Source organism: Nocardiopsis sediminis, from assembly GCF_042650565.1.
In the GTDB taxonomy this organism is placed as follows: Bacteria; Actinomycetota; Actinomycetes; order Streptosporangiales; family Streptosporangiaceae; genus Nocardiopsis_B; species Nocardiopsis_B sediminis.
Genome location: NZ_JBHSBH010000010.1, coordinates 28,987 through 50,912, shown reverse-complemented (window position 1 = coordinate 50,912; position 21,926 = coordinate 28,987). Strand labels below are relative to the sequence as shown.

19 protein-coding genes and 1 riboswitch are annotated in these 21,926 nt (G+C 71.6%); of the genes, 12 read left to right on the top strand and 7 right to left on the bottom strand.

What is annotated here, in order from left to right; translation table 11 throughout:
• Window positions 1-122: 122 nt before the first annotated feature.
• Both ACFOVU_RS15240 and ACFOVU_RS15235 read right to left on the bottom strand, forming a co-directional pair.
• A complete protein-coding gene (locus ACFOVU_RS15240) occupies window positions 123-389 on the bottom strand; it encodes a hypothetical protein (RefSeq protein ID WP_378534130.1) in 267 nt (88 codons plus the stop codon).
• 56 nt (window positions 390-445) lie between these two features.
• Window positions 446-2,332, bottom strand: a complete 1,887-nt coding sequence (locus tag ACFOVU_RS15235) for a S9 family peptidase (protein ID WP_378534129.1) — start codon at window positions 2,330-2,332, stop codon at window positions 446-448.
• 241 nt (window positions 2,333-2,573) lie between these two features.
• Here ACFOVU_RS15235 and ACFOVU_RS15230 point away from each other — a divergent pair, with 241 nt between their 5' ends.
• The 5 genes from ACFOVU_RS15230 to ACFOVU_RS15210 all read left to right on the top strand — a co-directional run bounded on the left by ACFOVU_RS15230 (window position 2,574) and on the right by ACFOVU_RS15210 (window position 7,989).
• Window positions 2,574-3,326, top strand: a complete 753-nt coding sequence (locus tag ACFOVU_RS15230) for a helix-turn-helix domain-containing protein (RefSeq protein ID WP_378534127.1) — start codon at window positions 2,574-2,576, stop codon at window positions 3,324-3,326.
• 176 nt (window positions 3,327-3,502) lie between these two features.
• Window positions 3,503-4,255, top strand: a complete 753-nt coding sequence (locus tag ACFOVU_RS15225; protein WP_378534126.1) for a GOLPH3/VPS74 family protein — start codon at window positions 3,503-3,505, stop codon at window positions 4,253-4,255.
• A 138-nt stretch (window positions 4,256-4,393) separates the two neighbouring features.
• Complete coding sequence (locus ACFOVU_RS15220) at window positions 4,394-6,286, top strand: S9 family peptidase (RefSeq protein ID WP_378534125.1); 1,893 nt, start codon at window positions 4,394-4,396, stop codon at window positions 6,284-6,286.
• Entirely contained in the window at window positions 6,279-6,974 is a 696-nt protein-coding gene (locus tag ACFOVU_RS15215) for a DUF3159 domain-containing protein (protein ID WP_378534124.1), read from the top strand. Before ACFOVU_RS15220 ends, ACFOVU_RS15215 begins: the two co-directional genes overlap by 8 nt.
• 40 nt (window positions 6,975-7,014) lie before the next feature.
• Window positions 7,015-7,989 carry a CPBP family intramembrane glutamic endopeptidase gene (locus ACFOVU_RS15210; protein ID WP_378534122.1) on the top strand — a complete coding sequence of 325 codons (975 nt, stop codon included), beginning with the start codon at window positions 7,015-7,017 and terminating at the stop codon, window positions 7,987-7,989.
• A gap of 82 nt (window positions 7,990-8,071) precedes the next feature.
• Here the strand turns inward: ACFOVU_RS15210 and ACFOVU_RS15205 are convergent, their stop codons facing one another.
• Window positions 8,072-8,695, bottom strand: a complete 624-nt coding sequence (locus tag ACFOVU_RS15205; protein WP_378534120.1) for a TetR/AcrR family transcriptional regulator C-terminal domain-containing protein — start codon at window positions 8,693-8,695, stop codon at window positions 8,072-8,074.
• A 57-nt stretch (window positions 8,696-8,752) separates the two neighbouring features.
• On the opposite strand from ACFOVU_RS15205, the gene ACFOVU_RS15200 reads away from it, so the two are divergent.
• The 4 genes from ACFOVU_RS15200 to metE all read left to right on the top strand — a co-directional run bounded on the left by ACFOVU_RS15200 (window position 8,753) and on the right by metE (window position 15,932).
• The gene (locus ACFOVU_RS15200; protein ID WP_378534118.1) at window positions 8,753-10,231 is read left to right on the top strand and encodes an FAD-dependent monooxygenase; all 1,479 of its coding nucleotides are present in this window, start codon (window positions 8,753-8,755) and stop codon (window positions 10,229-10,231) included.
• 13 nt (window positions 10,232-10,244) lie between these two features.
• Window positions 10,245-10,985, top strand: coding sequence for a MerR family transcriptional regulator (locus ACFOVU_RS15195; protein WP_378534116.1), 741 nt, complete (start codon window positions 10,245-10,247; stop codon window positions 10,983-10,985).
• A gap of 136 nt (window positions 10,986-11,121) precedes the next feature.
• Window positions 11,122-13,053, top strand: coding sequence for a S9 family peptidase (locus tag ACFOVU_RS15190; protein WP_378534114.1), 1,932 nt, complete (start codon window positions 11,122-11,124; stop codon window positions 13,051-13,053).
• 211 nt (window positions 13,054-13,264) lie between these two features.
• Window positions 13,265-13,500, top strand: a riboswitch (cobalamin riboswitch).
• Between the two features lie 116 nt (window positions 13,501-13,616).
• A complete protein-coding gene (gene metE / locus ACFOVU_RS15185) occupies window positions 13,617-15,932 on the top strand; it encodes a 5-methyltetrahydropteroyltriglutamate--homocysteine S-methyltransferase (RefSeq protein ID WP_378534112.1) in 2,316 nt (771 codons plus the stop codon).
• 101 nt (window positions 15,933-16,033) lie between these two features.
• Here the strand turns inward: metE and ACFOVU_RS15180 are convergent, their stop codons facing one another.
• A complete protein-coding gene (locus ACFOVU_RS15180) occupies window positions 16,034-16,729 on the bottom strand; it encodes a methyltransferase domain-containing protein (protein WP_378534110.1) in 696 nt (231 codons plus the stop codon).
• 28 nt (window positions 16,730-16,757) lie between these two features.
• Here ACFOVU_RS15180 and ACFOVU_RS15175 point away from each other — a divergent pair, with 28 nt between their 5' ends.
• The gene (locus ACFOVU_RS15175; protein ID WP_378534109.1) at window positions 16,758-17,162 is read left to right on the top strand and encodes a MerR family transcriptional regulator; all 405 of its coding nucleotides are present in this window, start codon (window positions 16,758-16,760) and stop codon (window positions 17,160-17,162) included.
• Window positions 17,163-17,359: 197 nt separating this feature from the next.
• Here ACFOVU_RS15175 and ACFOVU_RS15170 read toward each other — a convergent pair whose 3' ends face one another.
• Window positions 17,360-18,595, bottom strand: a complete 1,236-nt coding sequence (locus tag ACFOVU_RS15170) for a sensor histidine kinase (RefSeq protein ID WP_378534107.1) — start codon at window positions 18,593-18,595, stop codon at window positions 17,360-17,362.
• The gene (locus ACFOVU_RS15165) at window positions 18,592-19,254 is read right to left on the bottom strand and encodes a response regulator transcription factor (RefSeq protein ID WP_378534105.1); all 663 of its coding nucleotides are present in this window, start codon (window positions 19,252-19,254) and stop codon (window positions 18,592-18,594) included. The genes ACFOVU_RS15170 and ACFOVU_RS15165 overlap by 4 nt, the downstream gene beginning before the upstream one ends.
• Before the next feature lie 230 nt (window positions 19,255-19,484).
• On the opposite strand from ACFOVU_RS15165, the gene ACFOVU_RS15160 reads away from it, so the two are divergent.
• Together ACFOVU_RS15160 and ACFOVU_RS15155 are read left to right on the top strand one after the other, a co-directional pair.
• Window positions 19,485-19,802, top strand: coding sequence for a hypothetical protein (locus ACFOVU_RS15160; RefSeq protein ID WP_378534103.1), 318 nt, complete (start codon window positions 19,485-19,487; stop codon window positions 19,800-19,802).
• Window positions 19,803-20,043: 241 nt separating this feature from the next.
• Complete coding sequence (locus ACFOVU_RS15155) at window positions 20,044-20,403, top strand: hypothetical protein (protein WP_378534101.1); 360 nt, start codon at window positions 20,044-20,046, stop codon at window positions 20,401-20,403.
• A gap of 103 nt (window positions 20,404-20,506) precedes the next feature.
• Here the strand turns inward: ACFOVU_RS15155 and ACFOVU_RS15150 are convergent.
• Window positions 20,507-21,926: hypothetical protein (locus ACFOVU_RS15150; protein WP_378534099.1), on the bottom strand; the 1,420-nt coding region annotated here is incomplete at its 5' end.

Sequence of the window (21,926 nt, the reverse complement as noted above, 5' to 3'; positions counted from 1 at the left end):
GCGGCGGCCCGGTCAGTTCCGCGGACGGGTCGCAGCGCCGGTGGTCGTGACCAGTCGCCGGGTCGTGCGGCGGAACGCCCACACGACCACGACCGCGGCCGCCACCGTCAGCGGGAAGCCCGTCACCGTGTCGGCGATCGCGAGCCGGTCGTGGAATCGGCGAGGGCGAGAGCGACGGCCGCGCCGATCGCGACCGTCAGGGAGATGAAGGGAACGGCCGCCGCGAAGACCACGACGGGCAGGGCGGAGTACACCATGCCCGACGGGCCGCCCAGTCCCTTGAGCACCTCCTGCTTCAGGTCCACGGGCGGTTCGTTCCGGTGGCCGTGGTCGGCGCTCGAGGCCTTGGACCGGTCGATGACATCACGTGCGGGTTCGTCGAAGCTCACGCCTGTTTCTCCTGCCTGTGGGCTATCTGCGGAGGAGCGGTTCGGTGTGGGGGAGGTCATCCCTGCTCGGCCCGTCCTCCCACGTGCTGTGCGAGGAAGCGGTCGACGGCGCGGAACAGGGTGATCTGGTTCTCCGGGTTCACGAAGCCGTGCCCCTCGTCGTCGAAGACGAGGTACTCGACGTCGACACCGCGCGAGCGCAGGGACTCGACGACGTTGTCGGACTCGGCCTTCACGACCAGGGGGTCGTTGGCGCCCTGCGCCACCAGCAGCGGCGCGCGGATCTGGTCGATCCGGGTGATCGGGGAGCGGGCGAGCATGTCCGCCTCCTGCTCGGGGACGGCCGGGTCGCCGACATAGCGGTAGAAGTTGTTGACCAGGCCCGGGCGGACGAACGGGGGCTGGGTCCGCAGGTAGTTCGCCAGGTCCGAGATGCCCACGACGTCGATGACCGCGGCGAACCGGTCCGGGGTGAAGGCCGCGCCCACCAGCGCCGCGTAGCCGCCGTAGGAGCCGCCGATGATCGCCACCCGGCCGGGGTCGGCGTAGCCCCGGGCCACCGCCCAGTCCACGGCGTCGATGAGGTCGTCGTGCATCTTGCCCGCGAACTCACCGATCGCGGCCTGGGTGTGGGCTTTGCCGTAGCCGGTGGAGCCGCGGAAGTTGACCTGGAGCACCGCGTAGCCGCGGTTGGCCATCAGCTGGACCGCGGGGACGTATCCCCAGGCGTCGCGGGCCCACGGCCCACCATGGACCAGCAGCACCAACGGCAGACCGGTGGGCTCCACCCCGACGGGCAGGGTGAGGTAGGAGGGCAGCGCCAGCCCGTCGCGCGCGGTGATCGTGACCGGCCGCATCGGCGCCAGGGACTCCGGGTCCAGGTGCGGGAAGGACCGGAACAGCAGCCGGGACTCACCGGTCGTGTGGTCGTAGAACCAGGTGGCGCCGGGGTCGCGGTCGTGTTCGAAGGAGGCGACCCACCGCTGACCGTCCCGGTCGAAGGACACGTGGGCCAGATCCCCGTCGGACAGCTTCTCCAGGGTGCCCAGGACTTCGGCGAAGTGCGGGTCCAGGGCGTGGATCACCTGCCGTTCGCCGTAGTAGCGCACCCCCAGCAGCTCACCCTGGTGGTCACGGATCAGCGGTTCGGGCACGGCCGGGTTGACCATCATGCGCGCGTCGACGTCGAAGACCGGGTGGCTGTCGACCTCGGTCTCCTCGCCGGTGGCCAGATCGATCCGGACCAGGCGGGTGCGGTCGCCGCCGCGGTTGGAGACGACCCACAGCCCGGTCCCGTCCGGCGTGATCTGTGACGGCGACCCCACGGGGTAGTCGGCGCCCTTCCACTCCACGACCTTGTGCAGTGCGCCGGTCGCGGTGTCGCGGCGGAAGAACTCCAGGTCGCCCTCAGAGGTCAGCCCGGAGAGGAACAGCTCACCGCTGCCGGCCCGGGACCACACCTTGCCGGGGCCGGGGCTCTCGGCGAGGAGGTGGAGTTCTGCTGTGGTGATGTCGAGTTCGTGGAAGTCGAACTCCGCGGCGTTGCGGGCGTTGATCCACAGGGTCACCTTCCCGGGATCGCCCGGGGAGGGTTCGAATCCCAGGACGGTGGCTCCGGGGAAGGGGGTGAGGTCGACCGCGGCCGACCCCGGGGAGTCGAGGTCGACCCGGTACAGGTGCCACCTCTCGTCCCCGCCCTCGTCCTGGAGGTAGAGCAGCCGGCGCGCGTCGTCGGCCCACGCGTAGGTCCGCACACTGCGGGTCTCGTCGGCGGTGACGGGCCGGGGCTCGGAGCCGGGGGCCAGGTCCTGGACCCAGACGTTGAGCCGGTTCTTCCAGGGGGCGAGGAAGGCGATCCGGGTACCGTCCGGGGAGATCGACGCGTTGGTGCGCTGCGGGGGGTTGAAGAGGTCCTCGATGCTGTGGAGGTCGGGAAGAGCCATGTGTGTCCTGTCCGTGGTTCCGCGGCGCCTTCACTGCCGGCGCTTGCTCCAGCGAGTGAAAACCCTGTGCTTGGAACAGGGTCAAGCCGGGGAGGACGCACCGGCCCCTACCGGGGGTGTTACGGTGCCATTCGCCACCGCGCACCCGCATCGACGACAGTGGGAACCAGGACCCGACACCACAGGGGCCGGAGCCGACGGGACGACGCGCACGCGGCAAGCGCGGGGGGGGAGAGACCACGTGGCCTGGAGCACACGCGCACTCGCCGAACTGGCGGGCACCACGGTGAACACCATCCGGCACTACCACCGGCTCGGGCTGCTCGACGAGCCCGAGCGCCGATTCAACGGGTACAAGCAGTACGGTGTGCCGGAGCTGGTGCGCCTCCTGCGTATCCGGCGGCTCGTCGAGCTCGGGGTCCCGCTCTCGCAGATCGGAGAGGCGGGGGCGGACGGCGCCGGCACCCCGGATATGCTGCGAGCGCTCGACGCGGAACTCGCGGCCAGCATCGAGCGCCAGCAGCGGGCCCGCGCCGATATCGCGGCGATCCTGTCCGACAGCGCGTCGGCCGATGGGCCTGCGGGATTCGAGCCCTTCGCGTCGCGCCTGTCGGAGGCCGACAGCTCGATGATCCACATCTACACGCAGCTCTACGACGAGGAAGCGCTGTCCGACGTGCGGCGGATGATCGAGGCCGACACCGACACCATCGGCGACGACATCAACGCCTTGCCCGCCGACGCGGACGAAGAGACCCGGCAGCGCCTCGCGGAGCGGCTCGCGTCGAGCATCGCACAGAACCTCATCGACTACCCCTGGCTGAGCGATCCGGCGGCGCACCTCGCCAAGAGCGAGCACGTCACCCAGCAGACGTTCATCGAAGCCGTGACCGAGCTGTACAACCCTGCCCAGGTCGACGTGCTCGGCCGCGCCGGCAGCCTTGCGCACGAGCGGCTGCGCGCCGCGCGAGAGGCGGGCGACGACGCCGAGTGACGGTCGTCGTCCGCCGCCGGACTTGACCGTGTTCCAAGGACACGGTTTTTCCTGGGGCTGAGGCGAGACGGACCGCGCCCGCCGTGACATCGGGCCCTGGGGAGCCCCCGCCGTCCCCGCGGCGTCAGCGCGATCCCGATCGACGACGGACCGATCCACAACAGAAGGAATGAGCGATGACCGAGCACTCCGACGAGCCGTCCGCCGACGCCACGACGCCCGGCGGGGCGCAACGGCTCGGGGCCCCGACACTGGCCGAGGATCTCCTGCTCCTGCTGTTCCAGCCGGACTCCGGCCTCCGGCCGGGAACCGGGACCATCGCCGGCGAGAACACGCTCTTCTACACCCTCGCGGGAGCGGTGCTCGCGGATCTCGCGCTCGGCGATCACGTGCGGACGGAATCCGGCCGCGCCGGGGCGACGCGGGTGGCGGCGGTCGAGGAGCGCCCGCCCTCCGATGGCATCCTCCGCTCGGCGTGGGACTACGTCGCCGAGAAGCCCCAGGGCGTCCAGGCGGTCCTCGCCGCGATCGGGACGACATTGCGCGGCCTGATGCTGGACAGGCTCGTCGAACGCGGCGACATCCGCCGGGAAAAGCGCAAGGCGCTCGGCCTGTTCGACTCGACGGTGCTCCAGGACGGCGGGAACGGGCGCCGGGCCCGCCTTCTCGCCGACGTCCGGGCCGTGCTCGTCGACGGAGCGGAGCCGACGCCCCGTGTCGCTGCCCTCACGGCGTTGCTCTCGGGAAGCGGGACGCTCCCGCAGTTCCACCGGGATATCCCCTGGAACTCCCCCGTGGCCACCCGCGCCAAGGAGCTCGAGCAGGGCAACTGGGGAGCCGGGGCGGCCGCCGAAGCGGTCGCGCGCACGGTCACCGCGACCATCGTCAACAACGTCGTCATCGCGGCGGCCGTGCTTCCGCCCAACTGACGTGGTCCCACGGCACCGTGACACCCCCGGTAGGGGCCGGTACGTCCTTGCGGCTTGACCCTGTTCCAAGGACAGGGTTTTCACTCGCTGGCAAGCGCCGGCACGTGAAGGCGCCGCGGAACCACGGACAGGACACACATGGCTCTTCCCGATCTCCACAGCGTCGAGGACCTCTTCGACCCGCCGCAGCGCACCAAGGCGTCGATCTCGCCGGACGGTACCCGGATCGCCTTCCTCGCCCCCTGGAAGAACCGGCTCAACGTCTGGGTCCAGGATCTGGCCCCCGGCTCCGAGCCCCGGCCCGTCACCGCCGATGCGACCCGTACCGTGCTCCGGTACGCCTGGACCCAGGACCCGCGCTGGCTGCTCTACCTCCAGGACACCGGAGGTGATGAGAACTGGCACGTGTTCCGGGTCGACGTTGAGGACCCGGATGCACCGGCCGTGGACCTGACCCCGTTCCCCGGCGCGACCACCGCCGGCCTGGAGCTGCCGGCCTCGCGGCCGGGGACGGCGATCGTGCAGCTCAACGCCCGTAATGTCGCCGAATTCGACCTGCACGAACTCGACATCGCCACCGGCGAACTCACCCTGCTGGCCCAGAGCCCCGGCCCTGGCGAGGGCTGGCTCTACGCCGGTGAGGGGCGGCTGTTCGCCCAGACCCTGACGGCCGATGGCGACATCGCCCTGTCACGGCGGGACGACGAGACCGGCGAGCTGCACCGTGTCGCGACCTTCGACGGCGCCGACCACCCGATCAGCGTCTATCCGTTCGAGGTCACGCCGGATGGGACCGGGGCCTGGATCGGGTCCAACCGGGGCACCGACCACACCCGCCTGGTCCGGCTCGACCTGGCCACCGGCCAGGAGACCGAGATCGACGGCCACCCCGGCTTCGACGTCGACGCGCGCGCCCTCGTCTTTCCGACGCTGCCGTCGCCGCTGATCCGCCATCGGCGGACCGGGGAGCTGCTGGGGGTGCGCTACTACGGCCAACGGCAGGTGATCCACGCCCTCGACCCGCACTTCGCCGACGTCCTCAAGAACCTTGAGGGGCTCTCCGACGGCGACCTGGCCGCACTCTCCGGCGACGCCGACGGCCGGCGCTGGGTCGTCTCCTTCAACCACGACCGCGATCCGGGTGCGACGTGGTTCTACGACCACTCCACCGGGGAGTCCCGGCTGCTGTTCCGGTCCCTCCCGCACCTGGACCCGGAGTCCCTGGCGCCGATGCGGCCGGTGACCATCACCGCGCGCGACAGGCTGGAGCTGCCCTCCTACCTCACCCTGCCCGTCGGGGTGGAGCCCACCGGTCTGCCGTTGGTACTGCTGGTCCACGGCGGCCCCTGGTCCCGCGACGCCTGGGGGTTCGACCCGGCCGTGCAGCTGCTGGCCAACCGCGGCTACGCGGTGCTCCAGGTCAACTTCCGCGGCTCCACCGGCTTCGGCAAGGCCCACATGAGGGCCGCGATCGGGGAATTCGCCGGGAAAATGCACGACGACCTCATCGACGGCGTGGACTGGGCCATCGAGCAGGGCTACGCCGACCCCGACCGGGTGGCGATCTTCGGCGGCTCCTACGGCGGCTACGCCGCCCTGGTCGGCGCCGCCTTCACCCCCGGCCGCTTCGCCGCAGCCCTCGACTACGTCGGCATCTCCAACCTCGCGAACTTCATGCGGACCGTGCCCGAGGCCGCCAAATCGGGTCTGGTCAACAACTGGTACCGCTACGCCGGCGACCCCGCCGACCCCGACCAGGAAGCCGACCTGCTCGCCCGCTCCCCCATCACCCGCGTCCACGAGATCCGCACACCGCTGATGATCGCCCAGGGCGCCAACGACGTCCGCGTCGTGAAGGCCGAATCCGACAACATCGTCGACGCCCTGCGCGAGCGCGGCGTCGAGGTCGACTACCTCGTCTTCGACGACGAGGGCCACATGTTCGTGAACCCCGAGAACCTGATCACCATGTTCCGCGCCGCCGAGCGCTTCCTCGCCCGCCATCTCGGAGGACGGAAAGACCGTGCCTGACCGCCACCTCGCCCACGGCTCCACCGACGGTCCCCTCCGGCCCGGGCCGCCCGCCGGACCGAAGCAGCCCGGGTCCGGCACCAAAGGCAAGGGCACACTGTCGGCGATGGTGTACGCGGCCGCGCCGGTCGTGGTCTTCGCGGCCGTCGTCGGCTTCGTCGCGCTGCCCATCGCGATCGGGATCTCCATCGCCGTCGCCCTGGCCCTGGCCGTATTCCAGATGATGCGCGGCGAAGGCCTCATGAACGCGATCGGCGGCGTCATCGGCGTGGCGATCGCCGGGGGCATCGCCGCCTGGACGGGGTCGGCCAACGACTTCTTCCTGATCGGCATCTGGGCCGCCCTGGCCGGGGCCGTCGTCACCCTCGCCTCGCTCATCGTCCGCCGGCCGCTGACGGGCGTCATCTGGAACGCCGTGCACGGCAACGACCGGCCCTGGCGCGAGGACCGGCCCACGCTGCTCGCGCACGATCTGGCCACGGCCGCGGTGACCCTCCTGCTCGCCGGCCGGTTCATCGCCCAGCAGTGGGCCTACCTGTCCGACTCCACCGGCCTGCTGGCGTTCGCCGACATCGCGACGGGCACCCCCGTGACCGCGGTGGCCGGGGTGGCGGTCTTCTGGGCGTTCCGCCGCTCCACCAAGCGCCTCATCAACAACGCCGGCACCCGGACCGCCACTCAGGCCTGACCGGTCCACCCGGTACCCGCCCTCCCTACTTAGGTTCGAGATGAACAGCGACAACCTGACCTTCTCCTCATCAGCCCGCACACAGCCCACCGACCGCTCGGCCCCGCCGATCCCGCCCGGTGTCGAGTACCACCGCGTCCTCGCCGGTGAGAAACGCCGCATCGGACGCGGCATCCTCGCGATCGCGCTCCTGGTTGCCGGGCTGTTCGCCTCCCAACTCGTGCTCGCCGTGGCCGCCGCCTCCATCGACGCGCAGATGGGCAACACCAACCCCACCTTCGGCGGCACCGACTACACACCGCTCTTCCTCGCCGGGAACCTGGTTGCGATCGCCCTGCTCACCCCGTGGAGCATGCTCATCCAACGGTGGCTCTACGGCGTGCGCGGCCCCTCCCTGCACTCCGTGGTGTCGCGCTTCCGGTTCGACCTGTTCGGCCGGGCGATCCTCTACGTCGGCCCACTCTGGCTGTTCCTCTCGCTCATCGGCCCGGCCGTCATGCCCTTGCAGGAGGTCGACTGGTCCACCGCCACGCTCCTCACGGTCTTCGCCGTCGGCCTGCTGTTGACGCCTCTCCAGGCGGCGGGTGAGGAGTACGGTTTCCGCGGGCTCGTGTTCCGGGTCGCCGGGAGCTGGGTGCGCGGGCCGCGCACGGCGCTGGCCCTCGGCGCGGTCGTCTCCGGCCTGATGTTCACCGGCGTCCACCTCGCGACCGATCCGTGGTTCATCCTCTGGACCTTCACGCTCTCCGTCAGCCTGGCCGTCATCACCTGGCGCACCGGCGGCATCGAGGTCGCGGTCGTCATCCACGCACTGCACAACACGCTCGCCGCCCTCGTCGCCACGGTCCTGCACGCCGACCCGACCCCCGCACTCGACCGCTCCTCGGGCACCGGGTCGGCCGCCCTGCTCGTGCTCTGCGCCGGCGTACTCGCCCTCATGGCGGTGGTGTGGTGGCGCACGCGCGAATCGGGACCGGCCCTGGCCCCCTCGGAGTCACACCCCGGGCGGGGGTGACGCGACGACACGGCGGCACGGGCTCTGTGGCGGGCCGCCGAATTCCCGCCTGCGCCGATCGACGCCACCATCCCGATCTGCACTACCGAGGTCGGTATCCGTCGAGGATCGAGGACAGGCCGTACTCGAAGCGCTCATCGAAGGAGTCCGCCACGAGGTGGCCGAGGGCGAGGTGAAGGGCGGGGTGGTCCGTCGTCGACACCGCGTTCGCCAGGCGGTCGCCCAGGTGCGGGTGCTGGGCGGCCGCCTGTTCCTCCTGGGTGAGGCCGAGGGTGAAGTAGACGACGGTCCAGGCGGTCCAGGCGGCTTCGCGCTCGTTTCGGCCGCTGTCCACAAGTGCGGCGACGAGGGTGTCGGCCAGGCGCAGGGTGTGGGGTTCGGCGGCGTAGGTGCCTACGACGAGGGCGGCGCCGTCGCGGTGGGCGAGCAGGGCGCGGCGGTAGCGGCGGGCCAGCTCGCAGGCGCGTTCGTCCGGTGGGGTGGGCAGGTGGTCGAGAGGGATCTCGCCGATGACCGCGTCCGCCATGAGCTCCAGCATCCGGGCCTTGGTTTTCACGTGCCACAGCACCGTGTTCATCCGTACGCCGAGCCGATCGGCGACGGCCCGCGTCGACAGCGCGTCCAGGCCCTTCTCATCCAGCAGTTCCACTGCCGCACGGATCACGGTGCCGGGATCGAGGCGGTCGCGCGCTTGCCCATTGGTCATTGACCTAGTTTACTGCACCTGAGAGTTATTGGTCATTGACCAGGAAGGGACGGGGTCATGCACCCGCAGCACGTCATCATCGCCGGAGGCGGTCCCGTCGGGCTCTGGCTCGCCGCCGAACTGCGGCTGGGCGGGACCTCCGTCACCGTCGTCGAGGAGCGCACGCAGATCGACGGGCGCTCCAAGGCGCTCACCATCCACCCGCGCACCATCGAGGTCCTGGCCTCACGCGGGGTGCACCGGCCGTTCCTCGCCGAGGGCCTGCCGATCCCGGGCGGCCACTTCGCCATGCTCGATGACCGGCTCGACTTCCGGGAACTCGACACCCCCTACCGCTACACCCTCGCCCTGCCCCAGGCCCGCACCGAGGAACTCTTGCAGGAGCACGCGCTCGCGCTGGGGGCAACGATCGTGCGCGGGCATCGGGTCACCGGGTTCACCGAGCACGAGGAGTCGGTGAGGGTACAGGTGGAGGGTCGGGAAGGAGCGTATGAGATGGAGGCGGCCTACCTGGCCGGCTGCGACGGCACCCGCAGCACCGTGCGCACCACCGCCGGCATCGAGTTCCCCGGCACACCCTCCACCGTCCTCGGCTGGCTCGGCGACGTCATCCTCGACAGCCCACCGCCACCCGGCTTCAGCGCCTTCACCCTCCACGGTGGGGCCATGGTGGCCCCGCTGCCCGGCGGCCGGTACCGCGTCGTCGGCGTGAGCCCTGGCAGCCTCACCGCCGAGTGGCCCGGGGACCTCACCATGGACGAGCTGCGGAACAACACCGTCGCCATAGCCGGGGACGACTTCGGCATGCGTGACCCCTCATGGCTTTCCCGCTTCGGCAACGCGACCCGGCTGGCCGCCGAGTACCGGCGCGGGCGCGTCCTGCTCGCAGGTGACGCCGCCCACCAGCACTTCCCTGCCGGCGGTGTCGGCATGAACGTCGGAATCCAGGACGCGCACAACCTCGGCTGGAAGCTGGCCGCGACGCTGAACGGCCGTGCCCCGGCCGGCCTGCTGGACACCTACCACGCCGAACGCCACCCCGTCGGCGCCCAGCTGGCCGAGCACAGCCGCGCCCAGACCGCCCTGATGACCGCCTTCAGCCCCGAGGGCCTCGCCCTGCGCTCCCTGCTCAGCGGAATGATCGCCACCGAGCCTGCCTTCAACCGCACACTGTCCCAACGCCTCACCGCCCTCGCCGTCGGCTACCCCGCCACGGACCCGACGGCCCACCCGCTCACCGGCACCCGCTCTCCCGACCTGGCCTTCACGGGCTCGGAGAAGGGGCTGTTCGCGCGGCTGCGCGCCGACGCCCACCTGCTGCTCGACCTCACCGGCGGGCACCTGGGCGACCTCGCCGCCGCCCAGGGGATCGCCGTACACGCCGCAACCCTCGACCACCCGCCGACCGCCTGGACCAAGGTGCGCGCCGCCCTGATCCGCCCTGACGGGCACGTCGCCTGGGCCGGCGAGGACCGGGACGACGCCACGCTGTTCATGGCTGCGGATAAGGCCATCGCCGCATCCGTGGCCCGCTAAGGGGAGCCGCCCGATGCTCAGCAGTGAGCTCGCCGAACTGGCCGGCGTCACCGTCCGCACGTTGCGCCACTACCACCAGGTCGGGCTGTTGCCCGAGCCGCCGCGCTCGGCCGGGGGCTACCGCGACTACGACGTCGGCCACCTCGTCCGGCTCCTGCGCATCACGAGGATGACCGCGCTCGGGGTACCGCTGTCCGTACTTCCTGCGGTGCTGGACGATCCGGCGGCCGCGGAGGAGCTGCTCGATGAGCTCGACCGCCACGCCGCCGCCGACATCGAACGGCTCACCGCCCGCCGGGCCGGCATCGCCGCGTTGCGCCGCAGCGGCGCCCCGCCCGACCTGGGTCCGGAGCTCTCGGCATGGCGCTCCGCCCCCGCAGCGGGGATTCCAGCCGACATGGCCCGCTACGAGCACGAACAGCTGATCCTGGTCGGGCACCTGCTCGGCAAGGACGGCCCGGCAGGACTCGCCGCCCTGTTCAGGGGGCCGGACGGGGAGACGGCCGCGCCCGCACCGCTGACGGCGCGCTTCTACGCCCTCGGGCCCGACACCCCGGACGACGAGATCGCATCGCTCATCGACGATCTGGTCGCGCACCTGCGACCGGTGATGGCGCGACTGGACGACCTGTTGCCGCTCGGCGCGGAGGCCTCGGCGCTGATGGACGAACTCAACGAGCAGACGCTCCGGCCCGTGCAACACCGCGTTCTGCGCCGGGTCCAGCAGCGGCTGGCCCGGCCCGGCGGGGCCTGACCGGGCTCCGAAGCGCTTCGCCGGTCCGCGTTCCGCGGCGCCATGTGACCCGGATCACGTCACATGGCCTTGAGTCCGACGCGACGTCGGGGTCTGGACTCGGGGGTGCCCGACCCGCCGACCGTGAGGATCCACCATGACCGCCCCGTCACAGCTGATCACCGTCGAAGAGTTCTTCGGCCCGCCCACCCGCAGCCGGGCCCTGCTGTCCCCGGACGGCACCAGGGTCGCCTACCTGGCCCCGTGGAACGGGCGGCTCAACGTGTTCATCCGTGATGTGGACTCCGACTGGGCCGCCCCCGACGACGTCCACGACGCGGACACCCCTGGCGCCCGGCGCATCACCTCCGAAACCCGGCGCAACATCGACGCCTTCTCCTGGACCACCGACGGCCGCTACCTGCTGTTCCAGCAGGACACCGACGGCGACGAGAACTGGCACCTGTATCGCGTCGACCCGGCCCATCCCGAGGAGCCCGCGACCGACCTGACTCCCTTCGAGGGCGTGCGCCTGATCGGTGCGCACCTCCCACCCGACCGGCCCGGGACGGCTTTCGTGCAGCTCAACATGCGCCGCCCCGATCTGATCGACCTGTTCGAGCTCGACCTGGCGACCGGCCGCCTGACCGTGATCGCGGAGAACCCCGGCGACGTCCACTCCTGGATACGCAACCGCGACCGGTTGCTGGTCTTCACCATGGAGAAGGGGGGCGACCATGTGCTGTCGGAGTGGACTCCGGGTGGGCGGCGCCCGATCGCGCGGTTCCCCGGCACCGATATCCCCTTCGCGGTCCTCCCGGCCGTGCCCACCCCGGACGGGAACGGGCTGTGGATCGGGTCGTCGCGCGGCTCGGACCGCACTCGCCTGGTCCGGGTCGATCTGGACACCGGCGAGCAGATCGGGGGGGACGGCCACCCCTTCTTCGACCTGGACACCCCCCGCCCCGAGGCCGACCCGCGCTTCCCGTCCTCGCTGATCCTGCACCCGGGCACCGGGGACCTCCTCGGTGCCCGCTACCTCGGTGCCCGTCAGGAGATCCACGCGCTCGACCCGCACTTCGCCACGGTGCTGCCGCGGCTGGCCGAGCTGTCCGACGGCGACCTGGCCCACGTCTCCTGCGACGCCACGGCGCAACGGTGGGTGGTGGACTTCACCCACGACCGCGATCCCGGTGTCACCTGGTTCTACGACCACGCCACAGGGCAGGCGCGCCGCCTGTTCCGGCCGTTCCCGCACCTCGACCCAGCCCGGCTGTCCCCGGTCACCCCGATCACCGTCACCGCCCGCGACGGACTTGCCCTGCCCTGCCACCTCACCCTACCGGCCGGGGCCGAGCCGCGCGGCCTGCCGACCGTGCTGCTGGTGCACGGCGGACCGTGGTACCGCGACAGCTGGGGCTACGACCCGGAGGTCCAACTCCTGGCCAACCGCGGCTACGCGGTGCTCCAGGTCGACTTCCGCGGCTCCACCGGCTACGGCAAGGCCCACACCCAGGCCGCGATCGGCCAGTTCGCCGGGCGCATGCACGACGATCTGATCGACGCCTTGGACTGGGCGGTCGCGCAGGGCCACACCGACCCGGACCGGGTCGCGATCTACGGCTGCTCCTATGGCGGCTACGCCGCACTCGTCGGGGCCGCGTTCACCCCGGACCGGTTCGCCGCCGCCATCAGCTACACCGGCATGTCCGACCTCGCCGACCTCATCCGGTCGGTCGTTCCGGTCGCCCGCAACGCCATCGAGAACAGCTACCTGCGCTACATCGGCGACCCCGACGACCCCCGCCAGGAGGCCGACATGCTCGCCCGCTCACCCATCAGCCGGGTCGACGACATCACCGCACCGGTGCTGCTGATCCACGGAGCCAACGATGTCCGCGTCGCCCGCCGCCACTCCGACCGCATCGCCGATGCGCTTCGCTCCCGCGGCGCCGAGGTCGAGTACCTGCTGAATGAGGCCGAGGGCCACTGGTTCATCAACCCCGACAGCAACATCGAGCTGTACCGCACCATCGAGCGCTTCCTGGCCCGGCACCTGGGCGGACGACGGTCGTCGGCCACGTCCTGATCGACGGCGGGCGGTCTCTTCATCCGCGCCTGCCATCCCGGGCCCAGGCCGGTGGCCGCCGGTCAGCGCACCGGCCTGGGCCCGGCGCCGAGGTCGGCGTGCATCTTCATGGTGGAAGCAGCCGCGTCACACTTCTTCGACTGCAACTCATTTTTCGTCGCGATCCGCTCACACGGGCGGATCGAGGCCCTGAAGCCCGGCTGCCAACCGCTACAGTGGCAGGGCAGCTGGTTCGGCCGCCGCACGGAATCACGGCGGTGGCCGAGGTAAGAGGGAACCCGGTGCGAATCCGGGACTGCCCCGCAGCGGTGAGTGGGAACGACCGCCGTCAGTCTCCGCGGAGACCAGCACTGAGCCCAGCCGGCTCGGGAAGCGATGGCCAGTAGGAACCCGGCGTGCGCCGGAACGCCCACGAGTCCGAAGACCTGCCCGCTGTGCGCCCCACGACCGTGGGGTGCAGGCCGAGACCTCGCGGGTGGGTCGTCGCCGGATCGCGATCGCGTGCCGGTCGCGCTTCGTCACGCGCTCCCGCAGGTCCACGCGGACTCGCGAAGGAGAGCCCCGTGACCCAGACCACTGCGACCAGCCGCGCCACCGTGCACGGCTACCCGCGCCAGGGCGCCCACCGGCAACTGAAGAAGGCGACCGAGTCCTACTGGGCAGGCCGCATCGACGCCCACACCCTGCTCGGAACCGCCCGTGAGCTGCGGCTGCACAACCTGACGCAGCTGCGCGACGCCGGCATCGACGAGATCCCGAGCAACGACTTCTCGTTCTACGACCACGTCCTGGACACCGCCTGGATGCTCGGCGCCATCCCCGAGCGGCACCTCGCCGCCGTCCCGGACACAACGAGCACCGCCGGCAGGCTCGACCGCTATTTCGCGATGGCGCGCGGTACCGCAGACGCCCACCCGCTGGAGATGACGAAGTGGTTCGACACGAACTACCACTACCTCGTCCCCGAGATCGGGCCCGGCACCCGCTTCACCCTCGACCCGGGCAAGCCCCTCGGTGAATTCGCGGAGGCCTTGGAGCAGGGCGTGCAGACCCGTCCGGTGCTCCTCGGCCCGGTCACCTTCCTGCTGCTGGCCAAGGACCCGACCGGTACCGAGGGGTTCCGGCCCCTGGACCTGCTCGACCAGGTGATCCCGCTGTACGCCGACCTGCTGCGGCGCCTGCACGAAGCGGGCGCGCAGTGGGTCCAGCTCGACGAACCCGCGCTCGTCACCGACCAGCCGGCCGAGGTGCTGGCCAAGGTCGCCGACACCTACGCCACCCTGGCGGCCGCGACCGCGCGCCCCAAGATCGTGGTCGCCTCCTACTTCGACAGGCTCGGCGACGCGCTGCCGGTGCTGGCCACGTCGGCCGTCGAGGGCCTGGCCCTGGACTTCACCAACGCCGCCGCGGCCAACCTCGGCGGCCTCGCCGCCGCCGGCGGCATGCCGGGCAAACGCCTGATCGCCGGGGTCGTCAACGGGCGCAACATCTGGGCCGCGGACCTGAGCGCCGCCTTGAGCACCCTGGGCACACTGCTCGGGCTGGCCGGTTCCGTGGACGTCTCGGCATCCTGCTCGCTGCTGCACGTGCCGCTGGACGTGACCCTGGAAACCGGCCTCGACCCCGAGATCGCCGGCTGGCTGTCGTTCGCCAGGCAGAAGCTCGACGAAATCGTCACACTGCGACGCGGCCTGACCGAAGGCCGCACCGCGATCAGCGACATCCTGCACACCAACCAAAGCCGCCTGGCCTCCCGCGCGGCGTCGCCGATCGTGCGGGTCCCGGCCGTGCGCGACCGGGTCGCCGCGGTCACCGACGCCGACCTGCACCGCATCAGCCCCTATGCCACGCGCCGCCAAGCCCAGCAGGGCCGACTGCGCCTGCCCGAGCTGCCGACGACCACGATCGGCTCGTTCCCGCAGACGCAGGAGCTGCGCACGGCCCGCGCGGCCCTGCGCGCCGGCACGCTCGACCACGCCGCCTACCGCGACGCCATGCGGGCCGAGATCCGCGCCGTCATTGCCGAGCAGGAGCGAATCGGCCTGGACGTGCTGGTCCACGGCGAGCCCGAACGCAACGACATGGTCCAGTACTTCGGTGAGCAGCTCACCGGGTTCCTGGCCACCCGGCACGGCTGGGTCCAGTCGTATGGGACCCGCTACGTGAGGCCGCCGCTCATCGTCGGCGATGTCTCGCGCCCGGCGCCGATGACCGTCGAGTGGGCCGCCTACGCCCAGAGCCTGACCGAGCGGCCGGTCAAAGGCATGCTGACCGGCCCGGTCACCATGCTCGCCTGGTCGTTCGTGCGCGACGACCAGCCCGAAGGCGACACCGCCCGCCAGGTCGCCGTCGCCCTGCGCGACGAGGTTCTCGACCTGGAGCGCGCGGGGATCTCGATCATCCAGGTCGACGAACCCGCCCTGCGCGAGACCCTGCCGCTGCGTACCGCCGACCGCGCGGCCTACCTGGACTGGGCCGTCGCCGCGTTCCAGCTGTCCACCGCGGGTGTGCGGGACGACACCCAGATCCACACGCACATGTGTTACGCCGAGTTCGGCGACGTCCTGGCGGCCATCATCGACATGGACGCCGACGTGATCAGCCTGGAGGCCGCGAGGTCGGCCATGGCGATCGTCGCCGATCTGGCCCGCGCCGGATACGCCAACGAGGCCGGGCCCGGCGTCTGGGACATCCACTCCCCGCGCGTCCCCTCCGTCGAAGAGATCGTGGGCCACCTCCGCACCGCCGTCGGCGCGTTCCCGCCCGGCCGGCTGTGGGTCAACCCCGACTGCGGGCTCAAGACCCGCGGCTACCCCGAGGTGCGGGCCACCCTCGCCAACCTGGTCGAGGCCACCGGCCACCTGCGGGCCCGGCCGTGACGAGCTGACCGCTTTCCCCGCGGCGGGCGGCCACCCGCCCGCCGCGGCGCCCGCACAGCGCCCGGCCCGGTATGACCACGTCGACCGGCCAGCGCGACCGGCTATCCCTGCGCGGCGACGAGGAACATCGGCACCGCCACGAAGATCCGGTTCGTGCGGGCGCGCTCGGCCTGCTCGGCGAGCCAGCTCTCCTCGTCGGTGATCCGGTGCAGCAGGGCGAGCGCGGTGTCATCGGTGAACACACTGGTGCGCACCTCGACGACCGGGTCGGTGAACCCGGCATCGAGCAGGAGGTTGCGGTACCTCCGGGCCACGCGCGGCGATGGGAGGGAGTCCGCCTTCGCGTGGACCAGCCGGCGGGTGGTCTCCGGTTCGTCGGAGTCGATGACGATCGTGTCCCAGTCCTGGCCGAGCAGCACGACCCGGCCGCCCGGGGCGAGCACCCGGCGGGCCTCGGCCACGGCGCGCACGGGGTCGGTAAGCGTGTGCAGTACCTTGTCCGCGCGGTAGCCGGCAATCGACCCGGACTCCAGCGGCAGCCGGTAGGCATCGCCGACGTGGAACTCGCCGGAGGGCCAGCGTTGCCGGGCCGCCGCGATCATCTCGGGGTCGTGATCGACGCCGACCGCGCGGGCCCCGAGCTCGGCCAGCTCGGCGACCGCGCGGCCGCCGCCGCAGCCGACGTCGGCCACGGTTCGGCCGGGGAGGTCGCCGAGCAATTCGTAGGAACGTGTGCGCAGCTCGACGGACATCGGCTGCGCGTCGACGGCGTCGAGGACGGCAAGGAGATTGAACATGCCCGCCATGGTCTGACTTAATGCCGACGTGAAGTCAACTTCGATGACCATCGGCCAGGTGGCCGACCACTTCGGCCTGCCGACGCACGTGCTGCGGCACTGGGAGTCGGTGGGCCTGCTCTCTCCCGCCCGCGTCGCCGGCGACCGCCGCCGCTACACCCGCGACGACCTGCTCCGGGTGGCGTCGATCGTGGTCGCGAAGCAGGCGGGCATGCCGCTGGCGGACATCCGGACGTTCCTCGCCGCGCGCGACCCGGCCGCCCGCAAGGACGTGCTGCGCCACCACCACCAAGCGCTTCAGGCCAGGATGGCGGCGCTGCGCTCAGCGCTCGATCTCCTCGAAGCCGGGATGGACTGCTCGCACGAGGACATCACGACCTGCCCGAACTATCAGGCTCACCTCGCAGGGGTGACACGGGCAGGGCGCGAATGATCGGGCGCGGTCGCCGCCGACGGCCTCGACCATGGCGGTGATCGACGCGTGGGCCGGGGCGAACCGGGTGACCCTCATCGCCGCGGCGATCGCCGTCTTCGCCCTCGCGCTGTCCGAACTGGGGGAGGGGATGATCCGAAGATCGATGTCCCGCCATGGACAAGCGGAGCCGAGCGGTCACCGGCCCCGTTGTGGAGTCAGGCGACGCGCTCTCCGGCCTCGTCTGCGTCGGTGGGCCGCTGTCCTGCGGTGGGCAGGGTTACGGTGACGGTGAGTCCGCCGTCGGGGTTGGGGGTGGCCGTGGCGGTGCCGTGGTGGCTGTTGGCGATGGAGCGCACGAGGGTGAGGCCCAGGCCGTGGCCCTGGGCGTGGGTGCGGGCGCGCTGGCGGTGGAACGGTTCGAACAGGCGCTCGGCCTCCTCAGCGGTGATGGCCTCGCCGGTGTTGGTGACGGTGATGACCGCCGTGCCGCCCCGGACCCCGGTGACCAGCCGTGCGGTGCCACCGTCGTGGTTGTGCCGGACGGCGTTGCGCAGCAGGTTGCCGAGCAGATGGTGGAGCAGGTCGGCATCGCCGTCGACGCGGGCCGGGTGCAGCTCGCCGGACACGGTGATCTGCCGGTCCGCCGCTTCCCCCCGCGCCTGCTCCAGGGCGCCGGCCGCCACCGCGGCGAGGTCGACGGGCCGCACGTCGTCGATGCCGTGGTCGGCCCGGGACAGGGCGAGCAGGGACTCCACGGTCGCGATGCTGCGTTCGTTGGTGGCCAGCAGCTTGGGCGCCAGAGTGGCGAGATCGTAGTCGCGTGGGTGGGCGATGGCGACCTGGAGCATGGTGCGGGTGGTCGCCAGCGGGGTGCGCAGCTCGTGTGAGGCGTTGGCGGCGAAGCGCTGCTGGGCCTGGAAGCTGCCGTGCAGCCGGTCGAGCATGGTGTCGATGGTGTCGGCGAGTTCGGTGAACTCGTCCTGGCGGCCGTCGAGGCGGATGCGTTGGTGCAGGTTGTCGCCTGCGACAGTGTGGGCGGTCCGGGTGATGCGGTGGATGGGAGCGAGGATGCGCCCGGCGATGACCCACCCGAGCAGGAACGCCACCAGGGCCAGCCCGGCCAGCGCCACGCCGGACACCTGCAACAGAACCGTCAGGACGTCGTCCTTACTGCCGATGGTCACGGGGGCGACGGAGGTATCACCGGCAGGGATGGCATCGCGGCCGTCCTCGTTGACGATGTCCGCGCCGTCGGCCGTGTCGGCCGTGTCGACCGTCTCCAACGGCGCCATCGGCGCGGAGGACAGCTCGTAGTTCGGTATGTACCTCATCAGGGCGTACACCGTGATCAGCATGACGATGCCGCAGGCCAGGACCATGCCGCCGTAGATGAGGGTGAGCCGGATCCTGATGGACAGCCGGCTGCGCCGCAGGGTGGCCGAGATGCTCATGGGGCGGCCAGGTAGTAGCCGACACCGGTGGCGGTGTGCAGGATCGGCGGGTCGCCGAGTTTGCGCCGCAGTGTGGAGACGGTGATGCGGACCGCGTTGGTGAACGGGTCGGCGTGGGCGTCCCACGCCTTCTCCAGCAGCTGCTCGGCGCTGAGCACCGCCCCGTCCGCGCGCATGAGCAGCTCCAGGACGGCGAACTCCTTGCGGGTCAGCCGCAGGGCGTGGTCGCCGCGGCGGGCGTCGCGGCGCGCGGGGTCCAGCCGGAGGCCGGCGTAGGTCAGCACCGGGGGAAGCGCGGGTGCGGCACGCCGCCGCAGGGCGTGCAGGCGGGCGACGAGTTCGTCGAAGTCGAACGGTTTGGCCAGGTAGTCGTCCGAGCCCAGCCGCAGGCCGGCGACCTTGTCGGTGGAGCGCCCGGCCGCGGTGAGCATCAGGATCCGGCACTCGGGCCGGTCGGCCACCACCTGGCGGCAGACGTCGTCTCCGTGCACGCCGGGAAGGTCGCGGTCCAGCACGACCACGTCGTAGTCGTTGACCGCCACGCTCTCCAGCGCCGTCGCCCCGTCGTTGGCGATGTCGACCGCCATGCCCTCCTTGCGGAGGCCGGCCTGCAACGCCTCGGCGAGGAAGGCCTCGTCCTCCACGACCAGCACCCGCACGCCTCATCCTTTCGCTTTCGTCCGCACGCGCCCGTTCCGGCACGGCATCCCCGGTCGATGCCGACAGCCCGCACCCCATGATCCCCGGCCGGGCATGTGGCGGGCATATGGAAATCACGAGACGCCGACGATAACCCCGATCTGGCTGCATGGACCCGGCCGCGGCCCACTGCCGCGGCCGCCCCGGCGCAGCGGCCGGGTGCAGGCATCGTCACGAAAGGCAATCTCCCATGTCCCCGTACATGCGCAGGGCCGCCACGTTCACGGTCGGCCTGGCGATCATGCTCGGCGCCGGCAGCGCCACCGCGTTCGCCGCTTCCACGGATGCGCCGGTGCCGGACTGCCCGCCCGGTATCCCCAGCGGCGAGCCTGGTGTTCCGCCGCTCCCGGGCGAGCCCGATGGTGTCCCCGGCGTCCCCAGTGAGCCCGGCGACCTCGAGCCGCTTCCGACCCTGCCCGTCGGGCCCGGCGACATCCCCAGCGGCGACGGGCCCGGCGTACCGCCGCTGGACTGCGAGCTGCCCAGCCCGACCGAGCCGGCCGAGTAGGGCGGCCCGCCGCGGCGGCGCTGTCAGGCGCCGCCGCCGGCCGGTGGCTCGTGTGGCCGCCCCCTCCCCCGGCCCACGAGCCACCGGCTCGTCGTGCGCGCCTGCGGCCCGAGGACCGGGCCTCGTGCACGGCACGGTCGCGAAACCGCGTTTATCTGACTGACCGCTTCCTGCTGGATTCCCCGACGCGTCCCGTCCCTCATCGGGCCGGCCCGCGCCTCCTACGTTCTTGGAGACACGCATGTCCGCTATCCGCAAAGGCACGGCCATCGCATCGTCGATGGTCGCCGGCCTCGCCTTCGGCCTTTCGGTCGCCACCGCCTCTCCGGCCTCGGCCGCGGGCACCTTCCAGCTCTGCAACGTCGGGTCTGGATACTGGGCCGTCGCGGACTTCGGATCCGGATTCACGACCCGCACCGTCGCCTCCGGCCAGTGCACCAGCCTGAGCACCAACGGCGGCGAGGACTTCCAGGTGACGATCACGAACTCCGGCGGGCGGAACAAGACCACCACCACCTACCACATCCCGAGCGGCCGGAGCATGAACTTCTCCACCGGCGGCACCTTCTCCGCCCCCCAGTTCACCCCCCAGGTCTACTAAGACTCCGCCGGTGCCGGACCCGGGCCGTGCATCGCGGCCCGGGCCTTACGTGACGAGGGCGGGGTCCCGGCCACTGGCCGGGACCCCGCCCCCCTTGCGTGGATCAGTTGCAGGTGGTCCGGACCGCCGACGCCACCACATGGGTGGTGTCCCGGCCGTCGACCTGGTCGGCCCCGCGGTTCTGGAGTTTCACGCTGAACGTGTCACCCGGCGGGCTGTAGGAGCCGACGTGCACCCAGGACCCCTTGTTCTCGACCTGGTTGACCCGGAACGAGGCGAAGGGCTCGCTCTGGGTCGTGGCCGGGTCGGCCGAGGGGTGGAGCTTGTAGTAGGCGGGGATGCCGCCCAGTGGGCTCTCGACATCTGGGACGTACACGTAGATGTTGCACTCGGCACCCGTGAAGCCGATGTTGAACGTCCAGAAGGCGTACCGGCCGCTGGGTTCGGCCGGGTCGCCCGAGACGGGGATGGCGTGCCACCGTCCGTCGCAGTTCTGCTCGGCGTATCCGCCGTTGAGCCCGTAGTCCCAACTGTCGGACTTTCCGGCGGTGCCGTAGGCGATGCGGTCGTTGGGCGCGCAGCCCACACCCGCGATCTCCTCATAGCGGAATTCCGGATCCCGCTGCGGCTCCTGCGGACGCTCCTCCTGGGGCTTCTGCTCCTCAGCCGGCTGCTGAGGCAGGCGGTCTTCGAGCCCCTCGGGGATCTCCCGGTCCGGGTCCGGCTGCCGGGGTCCCGGAGCCATCGGCGGCACATTCGACGCACCGTCCGCGTCCTGGGAGCCGGGTTCGTCGCCCTCCTCGTCGGAGGAGTCGTCGTCCCGGTCGTCCCCGGACCCGTCGGCCATCGGCACGGCACCGTCGGTGTTGCGGTCTTGCAGGCCGCCGGATTCTCCGTCGGCCTCCGCGTCCTCGTCCTCGGCGGAGTCGGAATCAGAGGTGGACTCGTCGCCGCCCTGGCCGTTGCCGGACTGCGAGGAGTCCCCTTCCTCCTCTTCCTCGTCGTCGCCGAACAGGCCCCAGCCGGAGAACAGGCCGTCACCCGAGGAGTCCGATCCCGACGTGCCGGAGCCGTCACCGCCGGGCTCATCGCCCGGGTCGCCCGATCCCGCACTGGAGGAACCGTCCGAGCCCGAACCCGCGGAGTCCCCGGAGCCCGGGTCCTCCTGCTCGCCGGCGGCGCCCTGCTGGGGCTGCTCCTGAGGCTGCACCTCGGGAACATAGCCGGTGTCGGGCGCCGGCTCGCTGTCCACACCGGTCGGCCCGGCTGCCGATGACCCCGAGGGCGGACGCTCCTCGGTCGCGGTCATCGCCGAGCCCGATGCGTCACCGTCGGGCCGCACCATGTACCCCAGCAGACCCTCCTGGTCGACGGGGTCGATGGGCGTGGAGACCAGTCGCTGCGAGGTCTCGTTCACGGCGAAGGGGGTGGCCATGAGCACCACACCCGCGATCGCCGCGAACGCCAGCGCCGGGCGGCCGGGGCGGCCGAGCCGGTCATGGGGAGACGCCTCAGCGGCTGCG

Excerpts from the sequence above, each read along its gene's own strand:
- ACFOVU_RS15190 (WP_378534114.1), top strand. The coding sequence starts at position 11,122 with ATGACCGCCCCGTCACAGCTGATCACCGTCGAAGAGTTCTTCGGCCCG.
- ACFOVU_RS15170 (WP_378534107.1), bottom strand. The coding sequence starts at position 18,595 with ATGAGCATCTCGGCCACCCTGCGGCGCAGCCGGCTGTCCATCAGGATC.
- ACFOVU_RS15195 (WP_378534116.1), top strand. The coding sequence starts at position 10,245 with ATGCTCAGCAGTGAGCTCGCCGAACTGGCCGGCGTCACCGTCCGCACG.
- ACFOVU_RS15155 (WP_378534101.1), top strand. The coding sequence starts at position 20,044 with ATGTCCGCTATCCGCAAAGGCACGGCCATCGCATCGTCGATGGTCGCC.
- ACFOVU_RS15225 (WP_378534126.1), top strand. The coding sequence starts at position 3,503 with ATGACCGAGCACTCCGACGAGCCGTCCGCCGACGCCACGACGCCCGGC.
- ACFOVU_RS15205 (WP_378534120.1), bottom strand. The coding sequence starts at position 8,695 with ATGACCAATGGGCAAGCGCGCGACCGCCTCGATCCCGGCACCGTGATC.
- ACFOVU_RS15180 (WP_378534110.1), bottom strand. The coding sequence starts at position 16,729 with ATGTTCAATCTCCTTGCCGTCCTCGACGCCGTCGACGCGCAGCCGATG.
- ACFOVU_RS15220 (WP_378534125.1), top strand. The coding sequence starts at position 4,394 with ATGGCTCTTCCCGATCTCCACAGCGTCGAGGACCTCTTCGACCCGCCG.
- ACFOVU_RS15210 (WP_378534122.1), top strand. The coding sequence starts at position 7,015 with ATGAACAGCGACAACCTGACCTTCTCCTCATCAGCCCGCACACAGCCC.
- ACFOVU_RS15160 (WP_378534103.1), top strand. The coding sequence starts at position 19,485 with ATGTCCCCGTACATGCGCAGGGCCGCCACGTTCACGGTCGGCCTGGCG.
- ACFOVU_RS15235 (WP_378534129.1), bottom strand. The coding sequence starts at position 2,332 with ATGGCTCTTCCCGACCTCCACAGCATCGAGGACCTCTTCAACCCCCCG.
- ACFOVU_RS15200 (WP_378534118.1), top strand. The coding sequence starts at position 8,753 with ATGCACCCGCAGCACGTCATCATCGCCGGAGGCGGTCCCGTCGGGCTC.